General features: G+C 69.8%; 17 protein-coding genes and 1 pseudogene. 13 read left to right on the forward strand and 5 right to left on the reverse strand.

The features are described from left to right. Positions 1-58: 58 nt before the first annotated feature. Positions 59-1,327 carry a glycosyltransferase family 4 protein gene (locus tag QF035_RS40075; RefSeq protein ID WP_307526107.1) on the forward strand — a complete coding sequence of 423 codons (1,269 nt, stop codon included), beginning with the start codon at positions 59-61 and terminating at the stop codon, positions 1,325-1,327. Continuing rightward, complete coding sequence (locus QF035_RS40080; protein WP_373466806.1) at positions 1,324-2,172, forward strand: hypothetical protein; 849 nt, start codon at positions 1,324-1,326, stop codon at positions 2,170-2,172. Before QF035_RS40075 ends, QF035_RS40080 begins: the two co-directional genes overlap by 4 nt. On the opposite strand, the gene QF035_RS40085 is transcribed toward QF035_RS40080, so the two are convergent. Then, positions 2,161-3,336, reverse strand: coding sequence for an epoxide hydrolase family protein (locus QF035_RS40085; protein WP_055618510.1), 1,176 nt, complete (start codon positions 3,334-3,336; stop codon positions 2,161-2,163). The two genes, QF035_RS40080 and QF035_RS40085, sit on opposite strands and share 12 nt — an antisense overlap. A 63-nt stretch (positions 3,337-3,399) precedes the next feature. Between QF035_RS40085 and QF035_RS40090 the strand changes: the two genes are divergently transcribed. Beyond that, positions 3,400-4,392, forward strand: a complete 993-nt coding sequence (locus QF035_RS40090; RefSeq protein ID WP_190229463.1) for a helix-turn-helix transcriptional regulator — start codon at positions 3,400-3,402, stop codon at positions 4,390-4,392. Positions 4,393-4,743: 351 nt separating this feature from the next. Further along, positions 4,744-4,959 (forward strand): I78 family peptidase inhibitor, encoded by a 216-nt coding sequence (locus QF035_RS40095; RefSeq protein ID WP_055618508.1) that lies wholly within the window; start codon positions 4,744-4,746, stop codon positions 4,957-4,959. Positions 4,960-5,111: 152 nt separating this feature from the next. Here QF035_RS40095 and QF035_RS40100 read toward each other — a convergent pair whose 3' ends face one another. Both QF035_RS40100 and QF035_RS40105 read right to left on the reverse strand, forming a co-directional pair. Then, positions 5,112-6,140, reverse strand: coding sequence for a phosphatase PAP2 family protein (locus QF035_RS40100; RefSeq protein ID WP_055618507.1), 1,029 nt, complete (start codon positions 6,138-6,140; stop codon positions 5,112-5,114). Between the two features lie 237 nt (positions 6,141-6,377). After that, entirely contained in the window at positions 6,378-7,547 is a 1,170-nt protein-coding gene (locus QF035_RS40105; protein ID WP_307526114.1) for a glycosyltransferase family 39 protein, read from the reverse strand. Between the two features lie 260 nt (positions 7,548-7,807). Between QF035_RS40105 and QF035_RS40110 the strand changes: the two genes are divergently transcribed. Further along, positions 7,808-9,421 carry an MFS transporter gene (locus QF035_RS40110; RefSeq protein ID WP_307526116.1) on the forward strand — a complete coding sequence of 538 codons (1,614 nt, stop codon included), beginning with the start codon at positions 7,808-7,810 and terminating at the stop codon, positions 9,419-9,421. Positions 9,422-9,751: 330 nt separating this feature from the next. Further along, positions 9,752-10,969: an acyl-CoA dehydrogenase family protein gene (locus QF035_RS40115; RefSeq protein ID WP_307526118.1), complete on the forward strand. Its 1,218-nt coding sequence runs from the start codon at positions 9,752-9,754 to the stop codon at positions 10,967-10,969. 49 nt (positions 10,970-11,018) lie between these two features. Here QF035_RS40115 and QF035_RS40120 read toward each other — a convergent pair whose 3' ends face one another. Continuing rightward, the gene (locus QF035_RS40120) at positions 11,019-11,462 is read right to left on the reverse strand and encodes a cell division protein SepF (protein ID WP_143635919.1); all 444 of its coding nucleotides are present in this window, start codon (positions 11,460-11,462) and stop codon (positions 11,019-11,021) included. Positions 11,463-11,753: 291 nt separating this feature from the next. Here QF035_RS40120 and QF035_RS40125 point away from each other — a divergent pair, with 291 nt between their 5' ends. Beyond that, complete coding sequence (locus QF035_RS40125; protein ID WP_307526120.1) at positions 11,754-12,926, forward strand: DUF5685 family protein; 1,173 nt, start codon at positions 11,754-11,756, stop codon at positions 12,924-12,926. A 95-nt stretch (positions 12,927-13,021) separates the two neighbouring features. On the opposite strand, the pseudogene QF035_RS40130 reads toward QF035_RS40125, so the two are convergent. After that, a pseudogene (locus QF035_RS40130) lies at positions 13,022-13,969 on the reverse strand (ABC transporter substrate-binding protein). A 470-nt stretch (positions 13,970-14,439) separates the two neighbouring features. On the opposite strand from QF035_RS40130, the gene QF035_RS40135 reads away from it, so the two are divergent. The 6 genes from QF035_RS40135 to QF035_RS40160 all read left to right on the forward strand — a co-directional run bounded on the left by QF035_RS40135 (position 14,440) and on the right by QF035_RS40160 (position 20,789). After that, entirely contained in the window at positions 14,440-15,270 is an 831-nt protein-coding gene (locus QF035_RS40135) for an ABC transporter permease subunit (protein WP_307526122.1), read from the forward strand. Further along, positions 15,267-17,081, forward strand: coding sequence for an FAD/NAD(P)-binding protein (locus QF035_RS40140; protein WP_307526124.1), 1,815 nt, complete (start codon positions 15,267-15,269; stop codon positions 17,079-17,081). The genes QF035_RS40135 and QF035_RS40140 overlap by 4 nt, the downstream gene beginning before the upstream one ends. Before the next feature lie 56 nt (positions 17,082-17,137). Further along, complete coding sequence (locus tag QF035_RS40145) at positions 17,138-18,019, forward strand: amino acid ABC transporter permease (protein ID WP_307526125.1); 882 nt, start codon at positions 17,138-17,140, stop codon at positions 18,017-18,019. After that, positions 18,016-18,822, forward strand: coding sequence for an amino acid ABC transporter ATP-binding protein (locus QF035_RS40150; RefSeq protein WP_307526127.1), 807 nt, complete (start codon positions 18,016-18,018; stop codon positions 18,820-18,822). Before QF035_RS40145 ends, QF035_RS40150 begins: the two co-directional genes overlap by 4 nt. A 53-nt stretch (positions 18,823-18,875) precedes the next feature. Then, positions 18,876-19,847, forward strand: a complete 972-nt coding sequence (locus tag QF035_RS40155) for an ABC transporter substrate-binding protein (RefSeq protein ID WP_307526129.1) — start codon at positions 18,876-18,878, stop codon at positions 19,845-19,847. A 141-nt stretch (positions 19,848-19,988) separates the two neighbouring features. Continuing rightward, positions 19,989-20,789, forward strand: coding sequence for a DUF1684 domain-containing protein (locus tag QF035_RS40160; RefSeq protein WP_307526131.1), 801 nt, complete (start codon positions 19,989-19,991; stop codon positions 20,787-20,789). The last annotated feature ends 68 nt before the right edge of the window (positions 20,790-20,857 follow it).

Here is a 20,857-nt window from a genome sequence, read left to right on the forward strand (position 1 = left end):
ACCCCAACTCCCCGGTCTAACCCACAGGTAGCTGGACGAGCCGGAGATACGGGGACGCATGCAGATCTCTTTCCTGATACACAACGCCTACGGAATCGGGGGGACGATCCGGACGACGTACAACCTTGCGAACACCCTCGCCGAGCAGCACGACGTGGAGATCGTCTCCGTGCTGCGCCACCGCGACGAGCCGGTCTTCGCACTGGATCCACGGGTGCGCATGCGCCACCTCGTCGACATCCGCACGAACAGCCCGGGATATGAGGGCGACGACCCCGCCTACCGGACTCCGGCCCGCGTCTTCCCCCGAGGGGAGGTCCGCTACGACCAGTACAGCGCTCTGACCGACCGCCGTATCGCGGGCCACCTCTCGAAGGTCGACTCCGACGTGGTGATCGGGACCCGGCCGGGACTGAACGTGCATCTGGCCCGCGAGACCAGACGGGGCCCGCTCCGCGTCGGCCAGGAGCACCTCACGCTCGACACCCACTCGGAGTCCCTGCGCACGGAACTGCGTGGCGCCTACCCGCGGCTCGACGCGCTCACCACGACGACTGAGGCGGACGCAGGGGCGTACCGCAAGAAGATGCGGCTGCCCGGCGTACACGTCGAGGCCGTCCCCAACCCGGTGCCCGCCCCCGGCATCGAGCCTGCGGACGGTTCCGGCAAGTGGGTCGTGGCGGCCGGGCGGCTCGCCCCGGTCAAGCGGTACGACCTGCTGATCAAGGCCTTCGACCGGGTGCGCCAGCAGCGGCCCGACTGGCGGCTGCGGATCTACGGCGGCGGCAAGCAGAAGGACAAGCTGCGCAGGCTCATCGACGAACTCGGCCTCTACAACCACGTGTTACTGATGGGCCCGGCGCATCCCATCGAGCCGGAGTGGGCCAAGGGATCCATCGCCGCCGTCACCTCCAGCCTGGAATCCTTCGGCATGACGATCGTCGAGGCCATGCGCTGCGGCCTGCCCGTCGTCTCCACGGACTGCCCGCACGGCCCGGGGGAGATCATCGACAACGGCGTGGACGGACGTCTCGTTCCCGTCGGCAACGTCGGGGCCATCGCCGACGGACTGCTCGAACTGATCAACAACGACGAGCTGCGGCAGCAGATGGCGCACGCCGCGCTCAAGGACTCCGCACGCTTCGACCCCGCCCGGATCGCCGAACGCTACGAGTCGATCTTCTCCGGTCTCGTCCCGCGCGGCGGCGACTCGAAGATCGGCCGGATGCGCGGCTCACTGCATCGCACGCGCGGCGCCCTGGTCGGCGGCGCGTATGCCGTTCGGGATGCCGGACGGACCGTACTCGGGAAGGAGAACTCCGCATGATGACGGTGGCTCCGCAGGCCTCGCACCGGCACTCCGAGAAGGACGTGACCATGCCTCCGGGCGCCGACTGCATCGCCGACTCCGCGGGCGGGCTCACCTTCGACATCACCGACCCCGGTCCGGGCGCCGCGGCGGGCGACACGCATCTCGTGCTCCGGCACCGCGACGGCGTTCAGGAGGTCCGGCTGCCGCTCACCCCGGCCGCCGACGGCCGGCTGCGTGCCGCGCTGCCCAGCAGCGTCGAACTGCCCGAGGGCCGCTGGGACGCCTACGCCCAGGTCGCCGGCGGCGAGCCGCAGCGCCTGGCACCCGGCCTCAACGATCTGCGCTCGCTCGTCGACCGGGTGCCGAGCGGTGCCCGCGGCCATGTCGCCGTCCGTATCCCGTACGGCACCAAGCACGGCAACCTCTCCGTCCGCAGCTGGCTGCGCGCCCCGCACGCGGAGGCGGGCGAACTGCGCATCGGAAAGGCGGAGTTGGGCGTACGGGGTCAGGTGTACGGCGTCGAGCTCACCCCCGACGCCTACGCCGAACTGCGCGTCCGTGAGGTGCCGGAGACCGTGGTGCGGGCCGAAGTCACCCGGGACCAGGCCCGCTTCGGCCTCACGGTGGCCTACTCCGGGCTGACGGAGGGCGTCTGGGATCTGTGGCTGCGCCCGGCGGGGGAGACCGGGCCGCGGGTACGGATCGCCCGGCTGCTCGACGACATCGCCGACAAGAAGCCCATCTTCAGCTACCCGAAGGTCACGCTGGAGACGGCGTACGGCCCGGCGGAGGCCGGGCCGTACTACACGAGCGACAACGACCTGTCGGTGACCGTCACCCCGGTGACCTCACCGAAGTGAGCCGAAGAACTCCCTGATGTCGCCGGTCAGCAACTCCGGTACCTCCAGGGCCGCGAAGTGCCCGCCGCGGTCGAACTCCGTCCAGCGGACAACGGTGTTGGTCTCCTCGGTCCAGCGCCGGATCGCCACGTCCTCGCCGAAGTTCGCGACGGCGGTGGGCACTTCGGAGCGCGTGACGGGGAACCAGTCACCGCTGTGCCCGTTCTCGTAGTACATCCGCGCCGCCGAACCGGCCGTCCCGGTCAGCCAGTACAGCATCACGTTGGTGAGCAGCGTGTCCCGGTCGACCGCGTCCTCCGGCAGCTCAGCCGAGGAGTGCGTCCACTCCTTGAACTTCTCCATGATCCAGGCGAGTTGGCCGACGGGTGAGTCGGTCAGGCCGTACGCGAGAGTCTGCGGGCGGGTCGACTGGAGCACGTTGTAGCCGAAGCCGTCGCTGGTGAACCGGCCGATCGCCGCGAGGCTCTGCCGCTCCCGGTCCGTCAGTTCGGCCTGGACGTCCTCGGCCACGGGACCGAGTGGGATGAAGCCGACGGACGCCGCGTTCACGTGGACCCCGATCACCGACTCGGGCGCGACCCGGCCGAGCGCGGGCGAGATCAGCGCGCCCAGGTCGCCGCCCTGCGCGCCGTACCGCTCGTAGCCGAGCCGGCGCATCAGCTCGGCCCACGCCCGGGCCGTACGGCCGACGTTCCAGCCGCGGTCCTTCGTCGGCCCCGAGAAGCCGAAGCCGGGGATGGCCGGGATCACCAGGTGGAAGGCGTCGGCCGGGTCGCCGCCGTGGGCGCGCGGGTCGCTGAGCGGGCCGATCAGGCCGAGGAACTCCACGATCGAGCCGGGCCAGCCGTGCGTCAGGATCAGCGGCACCGCGTCCGGCTCGGGCGAGCGGACGTGCAGGAAGTGCACCTGCGCGCCGTCGATCTCCGTCACGAACTGCGGGATCTCGTTCAGGGCCGCCTCGTGCTTGCGCCAGTCGTACGCGCCGCGCCAGTGGTCGGCCAGCTCACGGAGATACGGCAGCGAGGCTCCGTACTCCCAGCCCGCGCCCGGGAGCTCGTCGGGCCAGCGGGTCAGGTCCAGGCGGGTGTGCAGGTCGTCGAGCTGCGCCTGAGGGATGTCGATCCGGAACGGGCGGATCTCTTCGCTTGCGCTGTTGTCTGCCATGTCTCGTAAGGTACGCACCATTGCGGACAGGTACTGTCCGCAATGCCTGGCAGACTCGGATTCATGTTGGAGACCTCGGCACGACTCCTGCGTCTGCTCTCGCTGCTGCAGGCGCACCGCGAATGGTCGGGCGCGGCCCTGGCCGACCGCCTCGGCGTCACCCCGCGCACGGTCCGCCGCGACGTGGACCGGCTGCGCGAACTCGGCTATCCGGTGAACGCCAGCCCCGGCACGGGCGGCGGCTATCAGCTCGGTGTGGGCGCCGAACTGCCACCGCTGCTCCTCGACGACGACGAGGCGGTCGCCGTGGCCGTCGGCCTGCGCACCGCCGCCGGACAGGGCATCGAAGGCATCGGCGAGACCTCCGTACGCGCCCTCACCAAGCTCGAACAGGTGCTGCCGCACCGGCTGCGCCGCCGGGTCGGCGCCCTCAACGCCTTCACCGTGCCGATGCTGCGCGGCCCCCAGCCCTCCGCCGTCGACCCGGCCGTCCTGACCGACCTGGCCGCCGCCTGCCGCGACTCGGAGCGGCTGCGCTTCGAGTACCGCGACCACGGCGGTTCCTCGACCCGCCGCACGGTCGAACCGCACCGACTGGTGTGCACCGAGCGCCGCTGGTATCTGGTCGCCTGGGACGTCGACCGCGACGACTGGCGTACGTTCCGGGCCGACCGCGTCACGCCCAAACCGCCCCACGGACCGCGCTTCACGCCCCGGCAGCCGCCCGCCGACGACCTGGCCGCCTATGTGTCCAAGGGCGTGTCCGTCCGCGCGTACGCCACACACGCCGTCGTCCGGCTGCTCGTGCCGAAGGAGGAGGCGGCCCAGCGGATCTCGCCCTCGGCCGGGACGCTGGAGGCGGAGAGCGACGGCAGCTGCATCCTGCGCACCGGGGCCGCGAGCCTCGACGTGATGGTGATCCACGTGATGCTGATGGGCGTCGAGTTCGAGGTGCTGGAACCCGTCGAGCTCGTCGAGGCGATCAGGACGGCACGGGACCGGCTGACCCGGACGCTGGAGCGGGCTGCGCCGGAAGGACGGCGTACGGCCTCCTGAGGCGTGGGTCCTGTGCTTGAGCCATGTATTTCCTATGGTGTGTCAGCTTCTGGAACACACCCCGGAATCGGAAAAGAAAGGCACGGACACGGGGTCGGCAACGCGTTTTCCGGTCGGCTATTCGGCCTGCGGTCGCGGTGGTCCCGGGTACTCCCGAATTACGTTCGAAGGCGGGCGGAACACGTGCGGAACCGCTCGTACGTGTGATGGCCCGATGTGCAGCAGTTCATGTCGCGGCGGCCGAAACGGGTGTCGTTGTCCTGTGACAGAAGCGTGACCGGAGAGGGACCGGTGACTGATGGTGGCGGGTCCGGGCTTCCGTCGCCGCATTCCGCCGCCTAACGTGGCGGCATGGCACCGATTCCCACTCCTCCCGCAGAACCCTCGGACACTCCGGACGCGTACGTCGGACTGGAGGCGGGCGGCGCCGAGCGGCTGGCCCGTGAACGCGGCTGGTCCACGGTGCGGTCGCTGCCACCGGGCGCGATCATCACGATGGAGTACCTCTCGGGGCGGCTGAACTTCGAGGTCGCCGACGGCCGGGTGACGCGCTGCTGGAAGGGCTGACCCGCCACCTGTCCGCACATCGTGAGACGCGCACGTCGTGAGAGCGCGCTTCGTGAAGCATGGCAAGCACGGCGAAGGCCCCGGTTCAAGGAGCCGGGGCCTTCGCCGTGCGCGGGGCGTGGTGTGTGCGTACCGGGCCCCGCAGTCCTTGCTCAGCCGCCCGTCAGGGGGCGGGCCGAGGTGGTGCCACGTGTCACTCGGTCCGACTGCGGAGGTCTGCGGCTTCCGATGGGCGTGACAGGGGTGCGCTCAGAGCGGGCCAGATGCGGGCCCGGGGCCAGGTAGCCGCCCTGCGGCCGAGGCGGCCGGGAGGCGGCCACCGGCTCGCGCACCACGGGCTCCTCGTCGCCGGCCGGGCTGTCGAGCGGGGAGAGCGCCACGGGAGCGCCCACCGGGGCGGCCGGAGCGGGCGCGGTGCCGCGACGGCGGTTGCGCCAGGCGTCGCGCAGGTCGAAGATCCCGGTCTCGGCGCGCGCGATCAGCGGCTCGCACCAGGGCAGCGCGAGCAGGATCAGCAGGCCGGCGGCCCAGCCGAGCACCACGTCGCTCAACCAGTGCGTACCGAGGTAGACGGTGGTCAGGCCGACGCCGAGAGAGACCACGGCGGAGACGGCCGACAGCCAGCGGCGGGCGCGCGGCGTCGAGGCCAGATAGGCGAGGATGCCCCAGGTCACGACGGCGTTGGCGGTGTGGCCCGAAGGGAATATGTCGCCGCCCAGCCACATCTCGTTCGAGCCGACGCTGGTCGCGTAGTGCGGACCGAGACGGCCCATGCTCAGCTTCGCGGCGCCCACCGTGATGTTCAGCAGGAGCAGCGAGGCGCCCAGGACGAGCAGCGGGCGCAGGGTGTGCTGCCGCCAGGAACGCCAGCCCAGCCAGGCCGCGATCATCACGGCGGTGGGGCCGCGCTGGCCCAGCACCACGTAGTAGTCGAGGAACGCGTGGATCTCCGGCCACTGCTGGTACGGCCGGAAGAACATGACCTGCCAGTCGAACCGGACCAGCCACGATGTGATCACGATGGCCCACACGATGGCGACGTAGAAGGCGAGCGTGGACGCGAAGAGGACCACTCGGTGCCGGCTCATCCTGGGCACGTCGATGTGGGCCGGTCGTTCCGGCTCACGGTCCAGCCGGGCGAAGACCCGGTCCAGACGAGTCAGCTTTCGTTCGGTACGCACTCAATCGACGTTACAGCGAGTGAGCTGTGTTCCAGGCCGAAGCACCCTCTTTGTGATGACGATGTGATGTGGGATTGCTCTCAGGAGGGCGTTTATTTCCTTGGATTATGGAATCCCTCGTGCGCTCTCCCTTCCATTCGATTGATCATTCCAATGTGAAGTTTTGGGACGCTTTTGAATTCGTTCACCGAATGCTCGCACGCACTTCTCCGGCCGCTCACCCGCCACCCTGGGTGATCACGGCGGGCCGGAGCCGTTCAGCCAGAAGGCGCCGTACACCGACGAGGCCGCCGCCACACCGCCCAGCACCCATGCCGACCTGGAGGTTCGCAGTCGGGCGAGGGCCAGGGCGGGGGGCAGCAGCAGGGGGAAGGCGGGCAGCAGAAGGCGTGGTTTCGAGCCGAAGTAGCTCGACGCGCACAGGGCGAGCAGGGTGACGACCCCCGCGTACACCAGAAGCGGCAGCGGCTGCCGCTGCCGTACGCAGATCACGTACAGCCAGACCAGCAGGCCGACCCCGATGATCAGCGCGAGTCCGGCGAGGGCCGACGGGAACGACGTGAACTTGTCGCCGACGAAGCGGGCGAAGGCGTAGCCGCCGTCGAAGCCGTTGCGCCAGCCCGCCTGGACGTCGAGATAGCCCAGCGGGCCCTTCCCCGTGTGACGGCCGACCCACAGGACGTAGCCGGCGGCGCCGAGGGGCGCGATCAGCATGGTCAGGGCGCGCCGCCATCTCGGTGCGCCGGTCCGTGCCGGAACACTCCGCTCCCGTACGAACGAGGCGATCGCCGCCACCCAGACGGCCGCGACCACCGCCGCGCCCACCGGGCGGGTCAGGCCGGCCAGCGACGCGAGCAGGCCCGCGGTCAGCCAGCGGCCGGTCAGGACCGCGTACAGCGACCAGGCGGCGAGCGCCGTGAACAGCGACTCGCTGTACGCCATCGACTGCACGATGCCGACGGGCAGGACCGCCCACAGCAGCACCGCGCAGATCCCGCCCCGGGACCCGTACACATGGTCCGCGACCGCGAAGATCCCCCAGGCCGCGGCGAGCGAGGCCAGCACGCTGACCAGCAGACCCGCGTCCGCGTGGGAAAGAGGGGTGACCGCCGCGAAGGCACGCTCCAGCCAGGGCAGCAGCGGGAAGAACGCCAGGTTCGAGTGCACGTCCCCGTTGGGCAGCCGCACCTCATAGCCGTAGCCGAGCTCGGCGACCCGCGTGTACCAGAGGGAGTCCCAGCGGGCGGAGAGCAGCTGGTGCGCGCTCTTGTCCCGCGCGGCGCTCCACACGGCCAGCGTCACCAGGCCCAGCGCGCGCACCGCCGCGTATCCGAGGAGAGCGGGCGCGGCACGGCGCCAGGCGGGTCCCGCACGGGGCGGCGCGACGGGCGTTTCAAGATCGGTCACGGGCTCGATTATCGATGCCGCCAGGAACCGGGGACCCCGGCGGGGCGTGCTTGGCCACGGGGGAGCGTGGCGCACGCCACACGTGTCGACGAGGAACGTGAGAGGTCCGCCACCTGTCCTCCGTGGGAACTCGCGTACCCTGACCAATCACTCGCCTTTGTTGCGTGGGTCCGGGACACCGCTCCTCCTGGGCCGCAGCCGCAGGGAGTCCCCACCCAGCGGATCCGCCGAACGCGAGGGAACATCTGGGAGGTACGTACATGTCCGGGACGACCACGGCCGCTGCGCGTTGCCGTCGGGAGACCGGGGCCGGTGCAAACCGCTGGGTCGTCCTCATCGTCCTCTGCGTCAGCCTGCTGCTGGTCGCCGTCGACGCCACCGTGCTGCACGTCGCAGTACCCGCAGTCACCGAGGACCTCACACCCGGCGCGATAGAGCTGCTCTGGATCGTCGACATCTACCCGCTCGTCTGCGCCTCGCTGCTGATTCTCTTCGGCACGCTGGGTGACCGCGTCGGCCGCAGACGCGTTCTTCTCCTCGGGTACGCGCTCTTCGGCGTCGCATCCGCCATCGCGGCCCTCGCCGACAGCGCGCAGGTACTGATCGCGGCGCGCGCCCTGCTCGGCGTCGGCGGCGCGATGATCATGCCCGCGACGTTGTCGATCCTGCGGCAGGTCTTTCCCGACCGGCGCGAGCGGGCGCTCGCGATCGGTGTGTGGAGCGCCGTCGCCGCGGTCGGCGCGGCCGTCGGACCCCTGCTCGGCGGGTTCCTGCTCGAACACTTCTGGTGGGGCTCGGTCTTCCTCATCAACATCCCGCTGATGCTCGTCAGCCTGCCCGTCGGGCGGCTGCTGCTGCCCGAGTCGACCGGTGACGGCGACGGGCCGTGGGACGTCGTCGGCGCGCTGATGGCCGCGGCCGGGCTCTTCGGCGTCGTTCTCGGCGTGAAGCGGCTCGGCGGCGGAGAGGCCCCGCTGAGCGCTTTCACGGCGGTGCCGCTTCTCGTCGGCGCCGGGCTGCTCTTCGCCTTCGTACGGCGTCAGCGGCGGCGTCGGCATCCGCTGGTCGACCTGAAGATGTTCTCGCGGCCCGCCTTCAGTACGTCCGTGGGGTGCATCGTGCTCGCGATGCTCGCGCTCGTCGGCCTTGAGCTGATCGCCGCGCAGTATCTCCAGCTCGTGCTGAAGCTCTCTCCGCTGGAGACCGGGCTGCGGCTGCTGCCGCTCACCGTCGCCGCGATGGCCGCGGGGCTTGTCGGGGCGAAGCTGCTGCAGCGGTTCGGGCCGCGGACCATGGTCTGTTCCGGGTTCTGTCTCACCGCCGCGGCGGTGATCACGCTGACGGGGATGGGGAGCCACGACAACGCTCCGCTGCTGCTGACCGGGTTCGTGCTGCTCGGGTTCGGGCTGGAGGTGACGCTCTTCGGGGCGTACGAGTCGATGCTGAGCGAGGCTCCGCAGGAGCAGGCCGGTGGGGCCGCCGCGATCGGGGAGACGTCGTACCAGCTCGGGGCCGGGATCGGGATCGCGCTTCTCGGGAGCGTGATGAACGCGGCGTACTCGCCCGGACTTGCGTCCGTTCCGGGGGTCTCTGGCGGGGAGTCGGATGCGGCTCGGCATTCCCTGGGGGAGGCGTATGAAGTCGCGGAGCGGCTGGGTGGGGGGCCCGGGGAGGCGTTGCGGCATGCTGCGCGGCATGCGTTTGTGCATGGGCTGCATGTGACGTTGCTGGTGAGTGCGGGGTTGTTGTTGCTGGGGGCGGTGATGGCTCTGCGGTTGCCTCGGGCCATGGAGTGTGGGGCGGCGGCGGCTGAGGTTGAGGTGCCTGGGCCTCGGGAGGCGGAGTCTTCGTTGCGGGTGGAGTCCGTTGGCTGACGGTTTGGTGTCGGCTGGCTGTTTGGTGTGGTTGCGCTTTCATGCCTTTCCCGCCCGCACCGCCCGTTGAGGGTGCCAGTTCCGTGTGGGTTTCTCGTGGGGCATCTCGCCGTTGGCGGCGGCGGGTCCGTACGGGGTGAAGCCCCGGCCGGTCGCGGGTCTGTGCGAGGCGACGCCCCGGGCGATCGCGGGTCCGTGCGCGGTGAGGCCTCCGGCCGCCGCAGCCCCGTGCCACCGTGAACTTGGCCTGGACGTGCGCGACACTGCGTCGTAACGTCGGGCCTCGCCCGTGGTTAACAGTGCTAGTTTTTCGTGCCGGAGGCTTCTGTCATGTCTGCTTCCTCTTCTTCCTCTTCGTCGAGCTCTTCAGCGAAGCCGCCGCCGTTCGATCCCGCTGATCCGCTCGGTGTCGATGATCTGTTGAGCGCGGAGGATCTGGCGGTCCGGGGGACCGTGCGGGCTTGGGCGGCGGATCGGGTGCTGCCGTATGTGGCCGAGTGGTACGAGAAGGGTGAATTGCCCGGGATCCGGGAGTTGGCGCGGGAGTTGGGGGAGATCGGCGCGCTGGGGATGTCGCTCGACGGGTACGGGTGTGCCGGGGCCTCCGCCGTGCAGTACGGGCTCGCCTGTCTGGAGCTGGAGGCCGCCGACTCCGGGATCCGCTCGCTCGTCTCCGTGCAGGGATCGCTCGCGATGTACGCCATCCACCGCTTCGGGAGCGAGGAGCAGAAGCAGGCTTGGCTGCCGAGGATGGCCGCCGGTGAGGTCATCGGGTGCTTCGGGCTCACCGAGCCCGATCATGGATCCGATCCCGGGGGCATGCGTACCTACGCAAAGCGGGATGGTGGGGACTGGGTTCTCAACGGGCGGAAGATGTGGATCACCAACGGGTCCGTGGCGGGCGTTGCGGTGGTGTGGGCCCAGACCGATGACGGGATCCGTGGGTTCGTCGTGCCCACCGACCGTCCCGGGTTCTCCGCGCCGGAGATCAAGCACAAGTGGTCACTGCGGGCCTCGGTCACCAGCGAGTTGGTGCTCGACGAGGTGCGGCTGCCCGAGGACGCCGTGCTGGCCGGGGTCACCGGGCTCAAGGGGCCGCTCAGCTGTCTGTCGCACGCCCGGTACGGGATCGTGTGGGGCGCGATGGGTGCCGCGCGGTCGAGTTTCGAGGCGGCGGTCGAATACGCGAAGACGCGTGAGCAGTTCGGGCGGCCCATCGGCGGTTTCCAGCTCACCCAGGCCAAACTCGCCGACATGGCGGTCGAACTGCACAAGGGGATTCTGCTCGCCCACCATCTGGGGCGGCGCATGGACGCGGGACGGCTCCGTCCCGAGCAGGTCAGCTTCGGCAAGCTCAACAACGTACGAGAAGCGATCGACATCTGCCGTACGGCGCGGACGATTCTCGGCGCCAACGGAATCTCGCTCGAATACCCCGTGATGCGGCACGCCACGAATCTCGAATCGGTGCTGACGTACGAAGGCACCGTCGAGATGCACCAGTTGGTACTGGGCAAGGCGCTCACCGGTCTCGACGCGTTCCGGTAGGCGAGTTCCTACCGCGGCGCCGAGAGGCGGGCCCGGTGAGCGGCCCTGCTCAGCTCTGGTTGAAGAAGCCGTCCGCGCGGCGGCCGGCGGGCTCCCCGCTGACGATTTCGGTGTCGGCGGGGGTCAGCAGGAAAACCCGGTTCGACACACGCTCGATCGAGCCGCGCAGGCCGAAGATCAGGCCGGCCGCGAAGTCGACGACGCGCTTGGCGTCGGCCGCCTCCATGGCCGTGAGGTTCATGATGACGGGAACGCCGTCGCGGAAGAGCTCGCCGATGCCACGGGCGTCCCGGAAACTGTCCGGGGTGACCGTGCCGATCCGGCGGCCCTTCTCCTCGGCCGCTTCCGACGCCACCTTCACACGCGGGTCCGTCACCCAGGCATCCCTGGCCCCGGTCTCGGACCCTTCGGCGTAGTCGTCGTCGTAGTAACGCTCGTCATCGTTGTCGTCGACGAGGCCAAGCCAGGCACTCGCCTTGCGCACCGATCCCATGTGGACGCCTCCTCTCACAGCGGTCTTTCTTTTCTCCGCATCCCCATGGTCGTGCATGATGCGGATGTCGCGCCAAGGGGATAGACGCCGCGCGGGGGTTTCGTGACGGTACTGGTGCACAGCGAATTCGTCGAGAGGCCGCGTACCCCAAGGGTCGTGCCGTACACCGCTGCTGACTGAGAGTGAAATATGATTCTTCACGGCGGACGGGTGACGGCTGGGGCGTACGGGTGAACGGGGTGGTCGGTACGATGCCGCAGCTCAACGTCGTATACACCACGGGGGATCGTCGTGTTCGGAATCGTCAGGCCCTGCACTCATCGGCTCGGGGAAAGCCTCAAAACCCAATGGATGGCGCATTTGTGCGGGCTGTGTCTCGCACTTCGCGGGGATCACGGACAGTTCGCACGGGTCGTCACGAACTACGACGGCTTGCTGATATCGGTTCTGACGGAGGCTCAGGCCGAGCGCGCCAGTGGATGGCGGCGCACGGCGGGGCCCTGTCCATTGCGCGGAATGCGGAGCGCTTCGGTCGCCCAGGGTGAGGGAGCCCGGCTCGCGGCCGCCGTCTCGCTGGTTCTCGCCTCCGCGAAGGTGCGCGATCACATGGCCGACGGGGACGGGCTGTTGGCCCGTCGGCCGGTGGCGCTCGCGGCCCGACGGGTCGCCGTGAACTGGGGGCGGGCCGGTGCCCGTACGGGTTCCGACGTCGGCTTCGACACCGCCGTGCTGGTCGACGCCGTGGACCGGCAGGTGGGCATCGAGGCGCTCGCCGGGCCCGGCACCCCGCTGCTGACCGTCACGGAGCCGACCGAGACCGCGACCGCCGCGGCGTTCGCCCACACCGCGATCCTGGCCGGGCGGCCCGGCAACGCGGAGCCGCTCGCCGAGGCCGGCCGGCTCTTCGGACGGCTCGCGCACCTCCTGGACGCCGTGGAGGACAGGGAAACTGACGCCGCGTCGGGCGCCTGGAACCCGCTGACCGCCACCGGTACGTCCCTGGAGGAAGCCCGGCGGCTCGCAGACGACGCGCTGCACGGGATACGGCTCGCACTCAAGGAAGCGGAGTTCACCGACGCGAAGCTGGCGCACGTGCTGCTCGCCCACGAGCTGCGCAACTCCGTCGACCGCGCCTTCGGTACCTCCTCCTGCTCGCACCAGGGGGCCGAGCTGTACGGGCCGCCGCCGGGCAACCCGTACGCGCCCTCCGGGCCCGGCGGCCCGCCGCCCCCTCCCGAGCCGCCACGCCGTGACCGGCGCGGACTCCTCGCGGGCTGCGCCGTGTGGATGGGCCTGGCCTGTACGTGCCAGATGTGCTGCTGCGAGTACGACGACCCGTGGAGCGGGGAGCGCAAGGAGGGGATCTGCCGGCGGTGCGACAACTGCGACGACTGCTGCGACGGCTGTGACTGCTGCGGGAACTGCTGTGACGGGTGCGGATGCGATTGCGGCTGCAATTGCTGATCCGCCTGTTCGTCACCGTCGGGCCTGACGGCCTCAGGCCCGACGGTCTCGGGCTTGATGGTCTCGGGCTTGATGGGGGCAGGCCCGACGGCCGGTCAGTTCTTCGGCTCCGGCGGTGAGATCTCCGACTTCTCGATCGCCGAGCCGGTCGTGCCCCACTTCTTGAGGATCTGGTCGTACGTGCCGTCCGCGATGAGCTTGTTCACCGCGGCCTGGAACGCCGGGGCCAGCTTCGTGCCCTTCTTGAAGGCGAAGCCGACGTCGAGACGGTGGAACTCGTTGAGGAACTTCAGGCCTTCCTGCTGGGTGACGGCATAGCGCAGCCCGTTGATGGTGCTCATCACGATGTCGCTGCGACCCTGCTGGAGCGAGGACCAGATCGCGCCCTGCTCGTTGTAGGTCTGCACCTTGTACGCCTTCTTGCCGGCGTCGGAGCAGACGTGCTTGTTCTCCTCCAGCGTGGCCTCGAAGGTCGTGCCGGCCCCGGTCGCGACGTTCAGGCCGCACAGCTGGGCGAGGTCGGTGACCTTGTCCAGCTTGCTGTCCTTGCGGGTGGCGAAGCCCTGGCCGTCGTTTGATGTAGGTCACGAAGTCGATGGTCCTGCGGCGCTCGTCGGTGACGCCGAAGTTGCCGACGCCGACGTCGTACTTGCCGCTGTCGAGCGCGGGAGGATCGCCTCGAAGCTCGCGGCCTCGCGCTTGAGCTCGATGCCGAGGACCTTCGCGACGGCGGCCGCGAAGTCGACGTCCTGGCCCGCCAGGGTCTTGCCGTCCTCCAGGTAGCTGGTGCCGGGCGGTGTGCCGCCGACGCTGACGGCGAGGGTGAGCGAGTCGGTGCCGGCCGGGAGCAGCTTCACGGCGGAGGCGTCCGCCTTGAGCGATGAGACGACGTCCGTCGTCGGGATCTTCCGGGACGCGGCCGCGGCCTGGGTGTCGCCTCCGCCGTCGCTGCCGGATCCGCATGCGGTGAGCAGCAGCGCCGCGGAAGTGATCAGGGCGAAGGGGATGAAAAGGGCACGGCGGGGCCGTGGGGACGTACTCATGGCGTGCGGATCTCCTGGACGAACGAGGCAGGAAACGCGGAAGGGAGCTGGGAAGCGCGAGGGGAGGGGTGCGCGTGTGAAGGCGTGGAGAGGGTGGAGAAAGGTGGGAAACGCAGAAGGCGCCCGCCCATGAAGGGCTCGGGCGCGCAGGGGGTCAGCTCAACAGGAAGAGGACCACACTCGACCGAAGTCGATGTGGGAGCGCTTGACCAGCCACTGCTGCGGATGCATGAGAGCAAGTGGAACAGGCATCCGGTTTGGCGTCAACTGGCGTGAGACGTACGGCTCACAGTGTGGACGGCCTTGACAGCGAGGGGAAACGCACCCGTACTCTCGGTGGACGGCCCTGCTGAGGGGCTCGGCCGTGCACGCCGTACACGTCGCACGACGCCCTCGTGGCGTCCGCGTGTTCCGCGTGACCTGTGTGAAGGCACCACCCGTGTTCGACCGACGTATCACGGAGCCTTCGCATGTCCTCGCACACCCTTGTCGAGGTGGCCGCGCCCGAAGACGCGGTGCCTCCGCGCATCGTCCCGCGCCGCCGCCTCGGGCAGTGGACCGCTGCCGGTGCCGTCCTGATCCTGTTCGGGCTCGTCGTCAATTCCGTCGCCCGCAACGAGGCTTTCCAGTGGGACGTCGTCGGTGACTACTTCACGTCCGCGTCGGTCCTGCGCGGCCGAGGCCTCACGCTCTGGCTGACCGCGCTCGTCATGGCGCTCGGCTTCGCCCTCGGTGCGCTGCTCGCCGCGTTCCGGCTCTCCGCCAACCCCGTGCTGCGCGCGGTGAGCTGGGGATACGTCTGGCTCTTCCGGTCGATGCCGATCCTGGTGCAGCTGCTGTTCTGGTTCAACATCGGGGCGCTCCATCCGACGATCCTCGGGGTCAAGACCGTCGACCTGCTCGGGCCGGTCACGGTCGCGATCATCGGGCTCACCCTGCACGAGGCCGCGCGCAGTGTCACCGCCCAGGGTGATTATGTACGGAGTGTTGTGATCGTGCTACTGTCCGTGAGTCCGCAGTGGTTGGGCGGGTCGGCCGCAGGGTATGCGGTTGCGGGACGTGGAGGCTTCGCCGTTGGGCAGCCTGCGAAGCGTCAACCATCTCTGCTCGGTGGAACGTTGGGCAGAGGAGTCTGGTCGCTCATGACCAGGGGATGCCAACACCGCACCTACCAGGTCACCAAGAAGGTGCGAATCGCATGGGGCGGCCGCTGCGCGGCTGGTGGTTCCCGGGCGCGGGCCCGATGGCTGCCAGTCGCACAGGGGCCGCTTCTCAGTGCGTTCGAGGTGGGCGTCCGTTGAGATCGTCACTGGTGATCGTGGGAGCCGGGCCGCGGGGGACCGGACTCCTGGAGCGGATCGCCGCCAACGCGCCCGAGCTGTACGCGAGTTCGGGCGACGGTCTGGACGGTTCGGTCGGCAGCTCCGTCGGTTCGGAGGGACTCGACATCCATCTCGTCGACCCCTATCCGCCGGGCGGCGGCCGCATCTGGCGCGAGGCTCAGTCGCCGCTGCTCTGGATGAACTCCGAGGCGCAGGACGTCACGATGTTCACCGACGAGACGGTCGACATGGCCGGACCGGTGCGCGAGGGTCCCACGCTGCACGAGTGGGCCGCACTCGACGGACGCGTCTTCGCGGACCGGCAACGGCAGGGCACGTACATGCGCTGGGTCTACGAGCAGACCGTCGCCGCGCTCCCGCCGGGCATCCGCGTCCACCACCACGCCCGCCGCGCCCTGCGGGTCGTCGGCCCGCGCGAGGGACGCCAGCAGGTGTGGCTGGAGGGCCGGCCGCGCCCGCTGCAGGCCGACCTGGTCGTCCTCACGCTCGGCCACCTCGACGCGGAACTCGACCAGGAGCAGCGCGAGTTGGCCGCGTACGCCCGCGCCCACGACCTTGTCCATCTGCCGCCGGACTACACCGCCGACAGCGACCTGTCCGCCCTCGCGCCGGGCGAACCGGTGCTCGTCCGGGGCTTCGGGCTCGCCTTCGTCGACCTGATGGTGCTGCTCACCGAAGGGCGTGGCGGGCGCTACGAGACGGGCGCGGACGGGGAGTTGACGTACCGGGCGTCCGGGCGCGAGCCCGTGCTGCACGTCGGGTCGCGGCGCGGAGTCCCGTACCACTCGAAGATCGGCTACGACTGGACCGGTGAACGGCCGCCGCTGCCACGGTTCTTCGGGCCGGGCGAGGTGGACGCACTGCTCGCGCGCCCCGGCGGCCTCGACTTCCGGCGGGACGTGTGGCCGCTCGTCAAGAAGGAACTGGGCTTCGCGCACTACCACCGGCTGTTCACGGCGCACCCCGAGCGCACGGACATGGCCTGGACGGACTTCGAGGAGAAGTACGCGGCCGGTGACAGCGCCGAGATCCAGGCCCTGGTCGCCTCGGCCGTGCCCGACACCGCCGACCGGTTCGACCCGGCCGCGCTCGACCATCCGCTGGACGGGGTGCGCCATGCCTCGTACGACGAACTCCAGGACGGGCTGCGGGCCTACATCGAAGGGGATCTGACCCGGCGTCACGACTCCTCGCACAGCGCGGACATGGCGGTCTTCCTCGGACTCCTGTCCGTCTACGGGCAGTTGGTGCGGCTCGGTGACATCGGGTCCTGGTGGCACGGGTTCTTCAGCTATCTGGCGTCGGGGCCGCCCGGACCGCGGCTGCGGCAGATGCTCGCCCTGTCCCGGGCGGGAGTGCTCAGGTTCCTGGGCGCCGGCATGACCGTAGAGGCCTCGGACGGCGTCTTCCGGGCCGGGAGCGCAGGCGTGCCGGGGGAGTACGTCGAGGCACGGGCGCTCGTCGAGGCGCGGCTGCCGCATCCCACGGTCGAGCGCACCCGCGACTCGCTGCTGCGCGAGCTGTACGCCGAGGGCGCCGCGGCGACGCCCGAGGGGCTGCTCGCCGTGGACCCCGCCGACGGGCGTGTCCTCGACCGCTCCGGCACCCCGCACCCACGGCGTTTCGCGCTCGGACCGCACACCGACGCCCGGGGCTCCGGCGCGTTCACCCGGCCGCGCACCGGAGGGCCCGCCTTCCGGCAGAACGACGCAACGGCGCGCGCCGCACTGGCCTTTCTGCGCGCGCTGTCCTGTAGCGCCGCCGCGTAACCACGCCCTCCGCACCCCCGGCGGCCCCGCTCGCTTCCTTCACCCAGAGGACTCCCATGTCGCTGACCAGTGATCCACCCCTTACCAGAACATCCGCCGAGCCCGAGGACTACGGCGCGCTCAAGGTCGTGCCCGTACGCCATCCCTGGCGCTGGGTCGCGGTGACCGTGACCGCCGTGCTGCTCGCCCAGTTCGTCCACGGGCTCGCCACCAACTCCGGCTGGGAGTGGGAGGTGTTCGCCGAGTTCTTCACCGCGGAGGTGATCCTCAAGGCGGTCTGGGTGACGCTCCAACTCACCTTCTACGGAACGGCGTTGGGCTTCGCGCTCGGCATCGTCCTGGCCTTCATGCGGCTGTCGGCCAGCCCGTTCCTGAAGGCCGTCTCCTTCGCGTACATCTGGGCGTTCCGGTCGATCCCGCTGATCGTGCAGCTGCTCTTCTGGTTCAACCTGGCCTACCTCTACAAGGAGTTGGAGTTCGGCATCCCCTTCGGGCCCGGCTTCTTCTCCTTCGACACGATGGGCCTGGTCGGCGCGATGAGCGCGGCCGTGCTGGGGCTCGCCCTGCACCAGGCCGCGTACGCCGCGGAGATCGTGCGCGGCGGCGTACTGTCCGTCGACAGCGGGCAGTTGGAGGCCGCCGCCGCGCTCGGCATCCCCAGGCTGCGGCAGATCCGGCGGATCGTGCTGCCGCAGGCGATGCGCTCCATCCTGCCGAACGCCGCCAACGAGGTGATCTCCCTCTTCAAGGGCACCTCGATCGTCTCCGTCATGGCGATCGGCGAACTCTTCTACCAGGTCCAGGTCATCTACGGACGCAACGGCCGGGTCGTACCGCTGCTCATGGTCGCGACGGCCTGGTACATCCTCCTGACCACCGCGCTCTCGATCCTCCAGCACTACGTCGAACGACACTTCGCGAAGGGAAGCACCCGATGAGCGCGCCGCTGACCAAGGATCCGGCCAAGGACGGGGCGGCCGGCGCCCCCATGGTCGACATCAAGTCCGTGCACAAGAGCTTCGGTTCGCTCGAAGTCCTCAAGGGCGTCGACCTGGAGGTGCGGACCGGTGAGGTCACCGTCGTCCTCGGCCCGTCAGGATCCGGCAAGTCCACGCTGCTGCGGACCATCAACCACCTGGAGAAGGTCGACCAGGGCTGGATCAGCGTGGACGGCTCGCTGGTCGGCTACCGGCGCTCCGGCGACAAGCTGTACGAGCTGCGCGAGCGGGAGATCCTCAGGCAGCGCACCCGGATCGGGTTCGTCTTCCAGAACTTCAACCTCTTCCCGCATCTCACGGTGCTGGAGAACATCGTCGAGGCCCCGGTCTCCGCGCTGAAGCGGCCCCGCAAGGACGTCACCGTGAGCGCGCGCGGGCTGCTCGACCGGGTCGGGCTCGCGGACAAGGCCCACGCCTACCCGAAGCAGCTCTCCGGCGGACAGCAGCAGCGCGTGGCCATCGCCCGCGCGCTCGCTCTGGAGCCGAAACTGCTGCTCTTCGACGAGCCGACGTCCGCGCTCGACCCCGAGCTGGTCGGTGAGGTCCTCGACGTCATCAAGGACCTGGCCCATCAGGGCACCACGATGATCGTCGTCACGCACGAGATCGGCTTCGCCCGCGAGGTCGCCGACACGGTCGTCTTCATGGACGACGGCCGGATCGTCGAACAGGGCGCCCCCGGCGACGTACTCGACCGGCCGCGGCACGAACGCACCCGTGCCTTCCTCTCCAAGGTTCTCTGAACCGGCAGCTGTCCGATCGTTCCAACCTCTCTTCCCACACCAGGAGTTCACCCGTGATATCCCGACGCACCCTCGCCGCCTCCGTCGCCGCCCTCGTCGTCGCCCCCCTGCTCAGCGCCTGCGGCGGTGACAGCGACGCGGCGACCGGGACGGGCAGCTCCGGCACCAAGAAGGTCGGCGACGTCAACATCGGCCCGGACCAGAACCGGATCCGCGGCAAGAAGGTCGACGACATCGCCGCGCTCGTCCCGGCGGCCATCCGCAAGCGCGGCACGCTCAAGCTCGGCCAGAGCGCCGACGCCTCGCCGCCACTCGGCTTCTACGCGACCGACGACAAGACCAGAATCGGCTCCGAGATCGACCTCGCGACCATCGTCGCCGACACCCTCGGGCTGAAGCTCGACAACGACGAGGTCTCCTGGGAGAACCTCTTCGTCGGTCTCGACAGCGGCAAGTTCGACGCCGTTTTCTCGAACGTCACCGTCACCGAGGAGCGCAAGGAGAAGTACGACTTCGCGACCTACCGCCTCGACAACATCTCGTTCGAGGCGAAGAAGGGCACCGACTGGAAGATCGAGGGTCCCGAGGACGTGGCGGGCAAGACCATCGCCGTCTCGTCCGGCACCAACCAGGAGAAGATCCTCGTCGACTGGAGCAAGCAGAACGAGAAGGCGGGCCGGAAGCCGGTGTCCATCAAGTACTTCCAGAAGGACACGGACTACTACCTGGCCCTCCAGTCGGGTCGTATCGACGCCTACCTGGGCCCCAGCCCGTCCGCCGCGTACCACGTGGCCTCGGCCGGACAGTCGCAGGTCATCGGCACGCTCTCCGGTGCGGGCGACGACCTCCAGGGCAAGATCGCCGCCACCACGAAGAAGGGGAGCGGGCTCGTCGACGCGTACGCGGCCGCCATCAACCACGTGATCGAGGACGGCAGTTACGGGCGTGTGCTCAAGCGCTGGGGCCTGTCCAGCGAGGCCGTGCCGAAGTCGGAGATCAACCCGCCCGGCCTGCCGAAGATCTAGGAGATCCCGGGGCCGCGGCGGTCGCGACCGCCGCGGCCCCGGGGAGGTCACGACCACCGGCGTCGCGCCGGACGGAATACACCGGCGCGACGCCGCGCTCACACCTCGGGCCGGCTGAGCCCGTGCGGAAGGGTTGATCACATGACGACGGAACACGGAGCGGCGGCCGCGTCCGAGGAGTGGAAGCACTGGCACGAGCACCGCACCGAGACGGTGTCCGCGCCCTACGGCCCGCTCGCGCTCAGCGGCACCCACTGGATCGAGGACTATCCGGAGGGGCTACTTCCGGACATGCCCGGCCGGTGGTCCGTGGACGGTGACGCCGTCGTGCTGACGGCCGACGCGGCCGACGGCCTGCTCGTGGACGGTGCGCCCTTCGCCGGTGAGGTCCGGCTCGGGGCCGACCCCGGTCCGGCCGTCACGGCCCGGGTCGCGCACGGCGAGCGCAGGTTCGTCGTCCTCGTACGCGAAGGGGCCCTGGGGGTACGCGACTTCGACCCCGCCTCCCCGGCCCGGCAGGCGTTCCGGGGCATCGAGGCCACGCCGTACGATCCGCGCTGGTCGGTGCCGGGCCGCTTCACGCCGTACGGGGAGGACCGGACCGTACGCGTGGCGAACGCCGACGGGCGGGAGCGTGGGCTCGGGCTCGGCGGTGAGCTCGCCTTCACGCTCGGCGGGCAGGACCTGACGCTTCAGGTGACGGTTCAGGGGGACGGATCGCTGTGGGCGGTTTTCGGCGATGCGACGAGTGGGAACGGCAGCTATCGCTTCCGGTTCCTGCGCCCGGCGGCTCCTGACACAGAGGGGCGCACGACGGTGGACTTCAACCGTGCCCTGCTTCCGCCCTGCGCATTCGCGGACCACTTCATCTGCCCATTCCCGCCGCCGGGCAATAGCCTGAGCGCGGCGATTGCCGCCGGGGAACGCAATCTGCTCCGATAATCCGCACGTAATCCACACACTGTCGTCGATGAGATCAACTCCCGTGGGACATACGTAAGTTGAACACC

The organism is Streptomyces umbrinus (assembly GCF_030817415.1).
Classification (GTDB): domain Bacteria; phylum Actinomycetota; class Actinomycetes; order Streptomycetales; family Streptomycetaceae; genus Streptomyces; species Streptomyces umbrinus_A.

Coding starts and splice junctions, on each gene's coding strand:
- QF035_RS40075 (WP_307526107.1), top strand. CDS start 59: ATGCAGATCTCTTTCCTGATACACAACGCCTACGGAATCGGGGGGACG.
- QF035_RS40080 (WP_373466806.1), top strand. CDS start 1,324: ATGATGACGGTGGCTCCGCAGGCCTCGCACCGGCACTCCGAGAAGGAC.
- QF035_RS40085 (WP_055618510.1), bottom strand. CDS start 3,336: ATGGCAGACAACAGCGCAAGCGAAGAGATCCGCCCGTTCCGGATCGAC.
- QF035_RS40090 (WP_190229463.1), top strand. CDS start 3,400: ATGTTGGAGACCTCGGCACGACTCCTGCGTCTGCTCTCGCTGCTGCAG.
- QF035_RS40095 (WP_055618508.1), top strand. CDS start 4,744: ATGGCACCGATTCCCACTCCTCCCGCAGAACCCTCGGACACTCCGGAC.
- QF035_RS40110 (WP_307526116.1), top strand. CDS start 7,808: ATGTCCGGGACGACCACGGCCGCTGCGCGTTGCCGTCGGGAGACCGGG.
- QF035_RS40115 (WP_307526118.1), top strand. CDS start 9,752: ATGTCTGCTTCCTCTTCTTCCTCTTCGTCGAGCTCTTCAGCGAAGCCG.
- QF035_RS40120 (WP_143635919.1), bottom strand. CDS start 11,462: ATGGGATCGGTGCGCAAGGCGAGTGCCTGGCTTGGCCTCGTCGACGAC.
- QF035_RS40135 (WP_307526122.1), top strand. CDS start 14,440: ATGTCCTCGCACACCCTTGTCGAGGTGGCCGCGCCCGAAGACGCGGTG.
- QF035_RS40145 (WP_307526125.1), top strand. CDS start 17,138: ATGTCGCTGACCAGTGATCCACCCCTTACCAGAACATCCGCCGAGCCC.
- QF035_RS40150 (WP_307526127.1), top strand. CDS start 18,016: ATGAGCGCGCCGCTGACCAAGGATCCGGCCAAGGACGGGGCGGCCGGC.
- QF035_RS40160 (WP_307526131.1), top strand. CDS start 19,989: ATGACGACGGAACACGGAGCGGCGGCCGCGTCCGAGGAGTGGAAGCAC.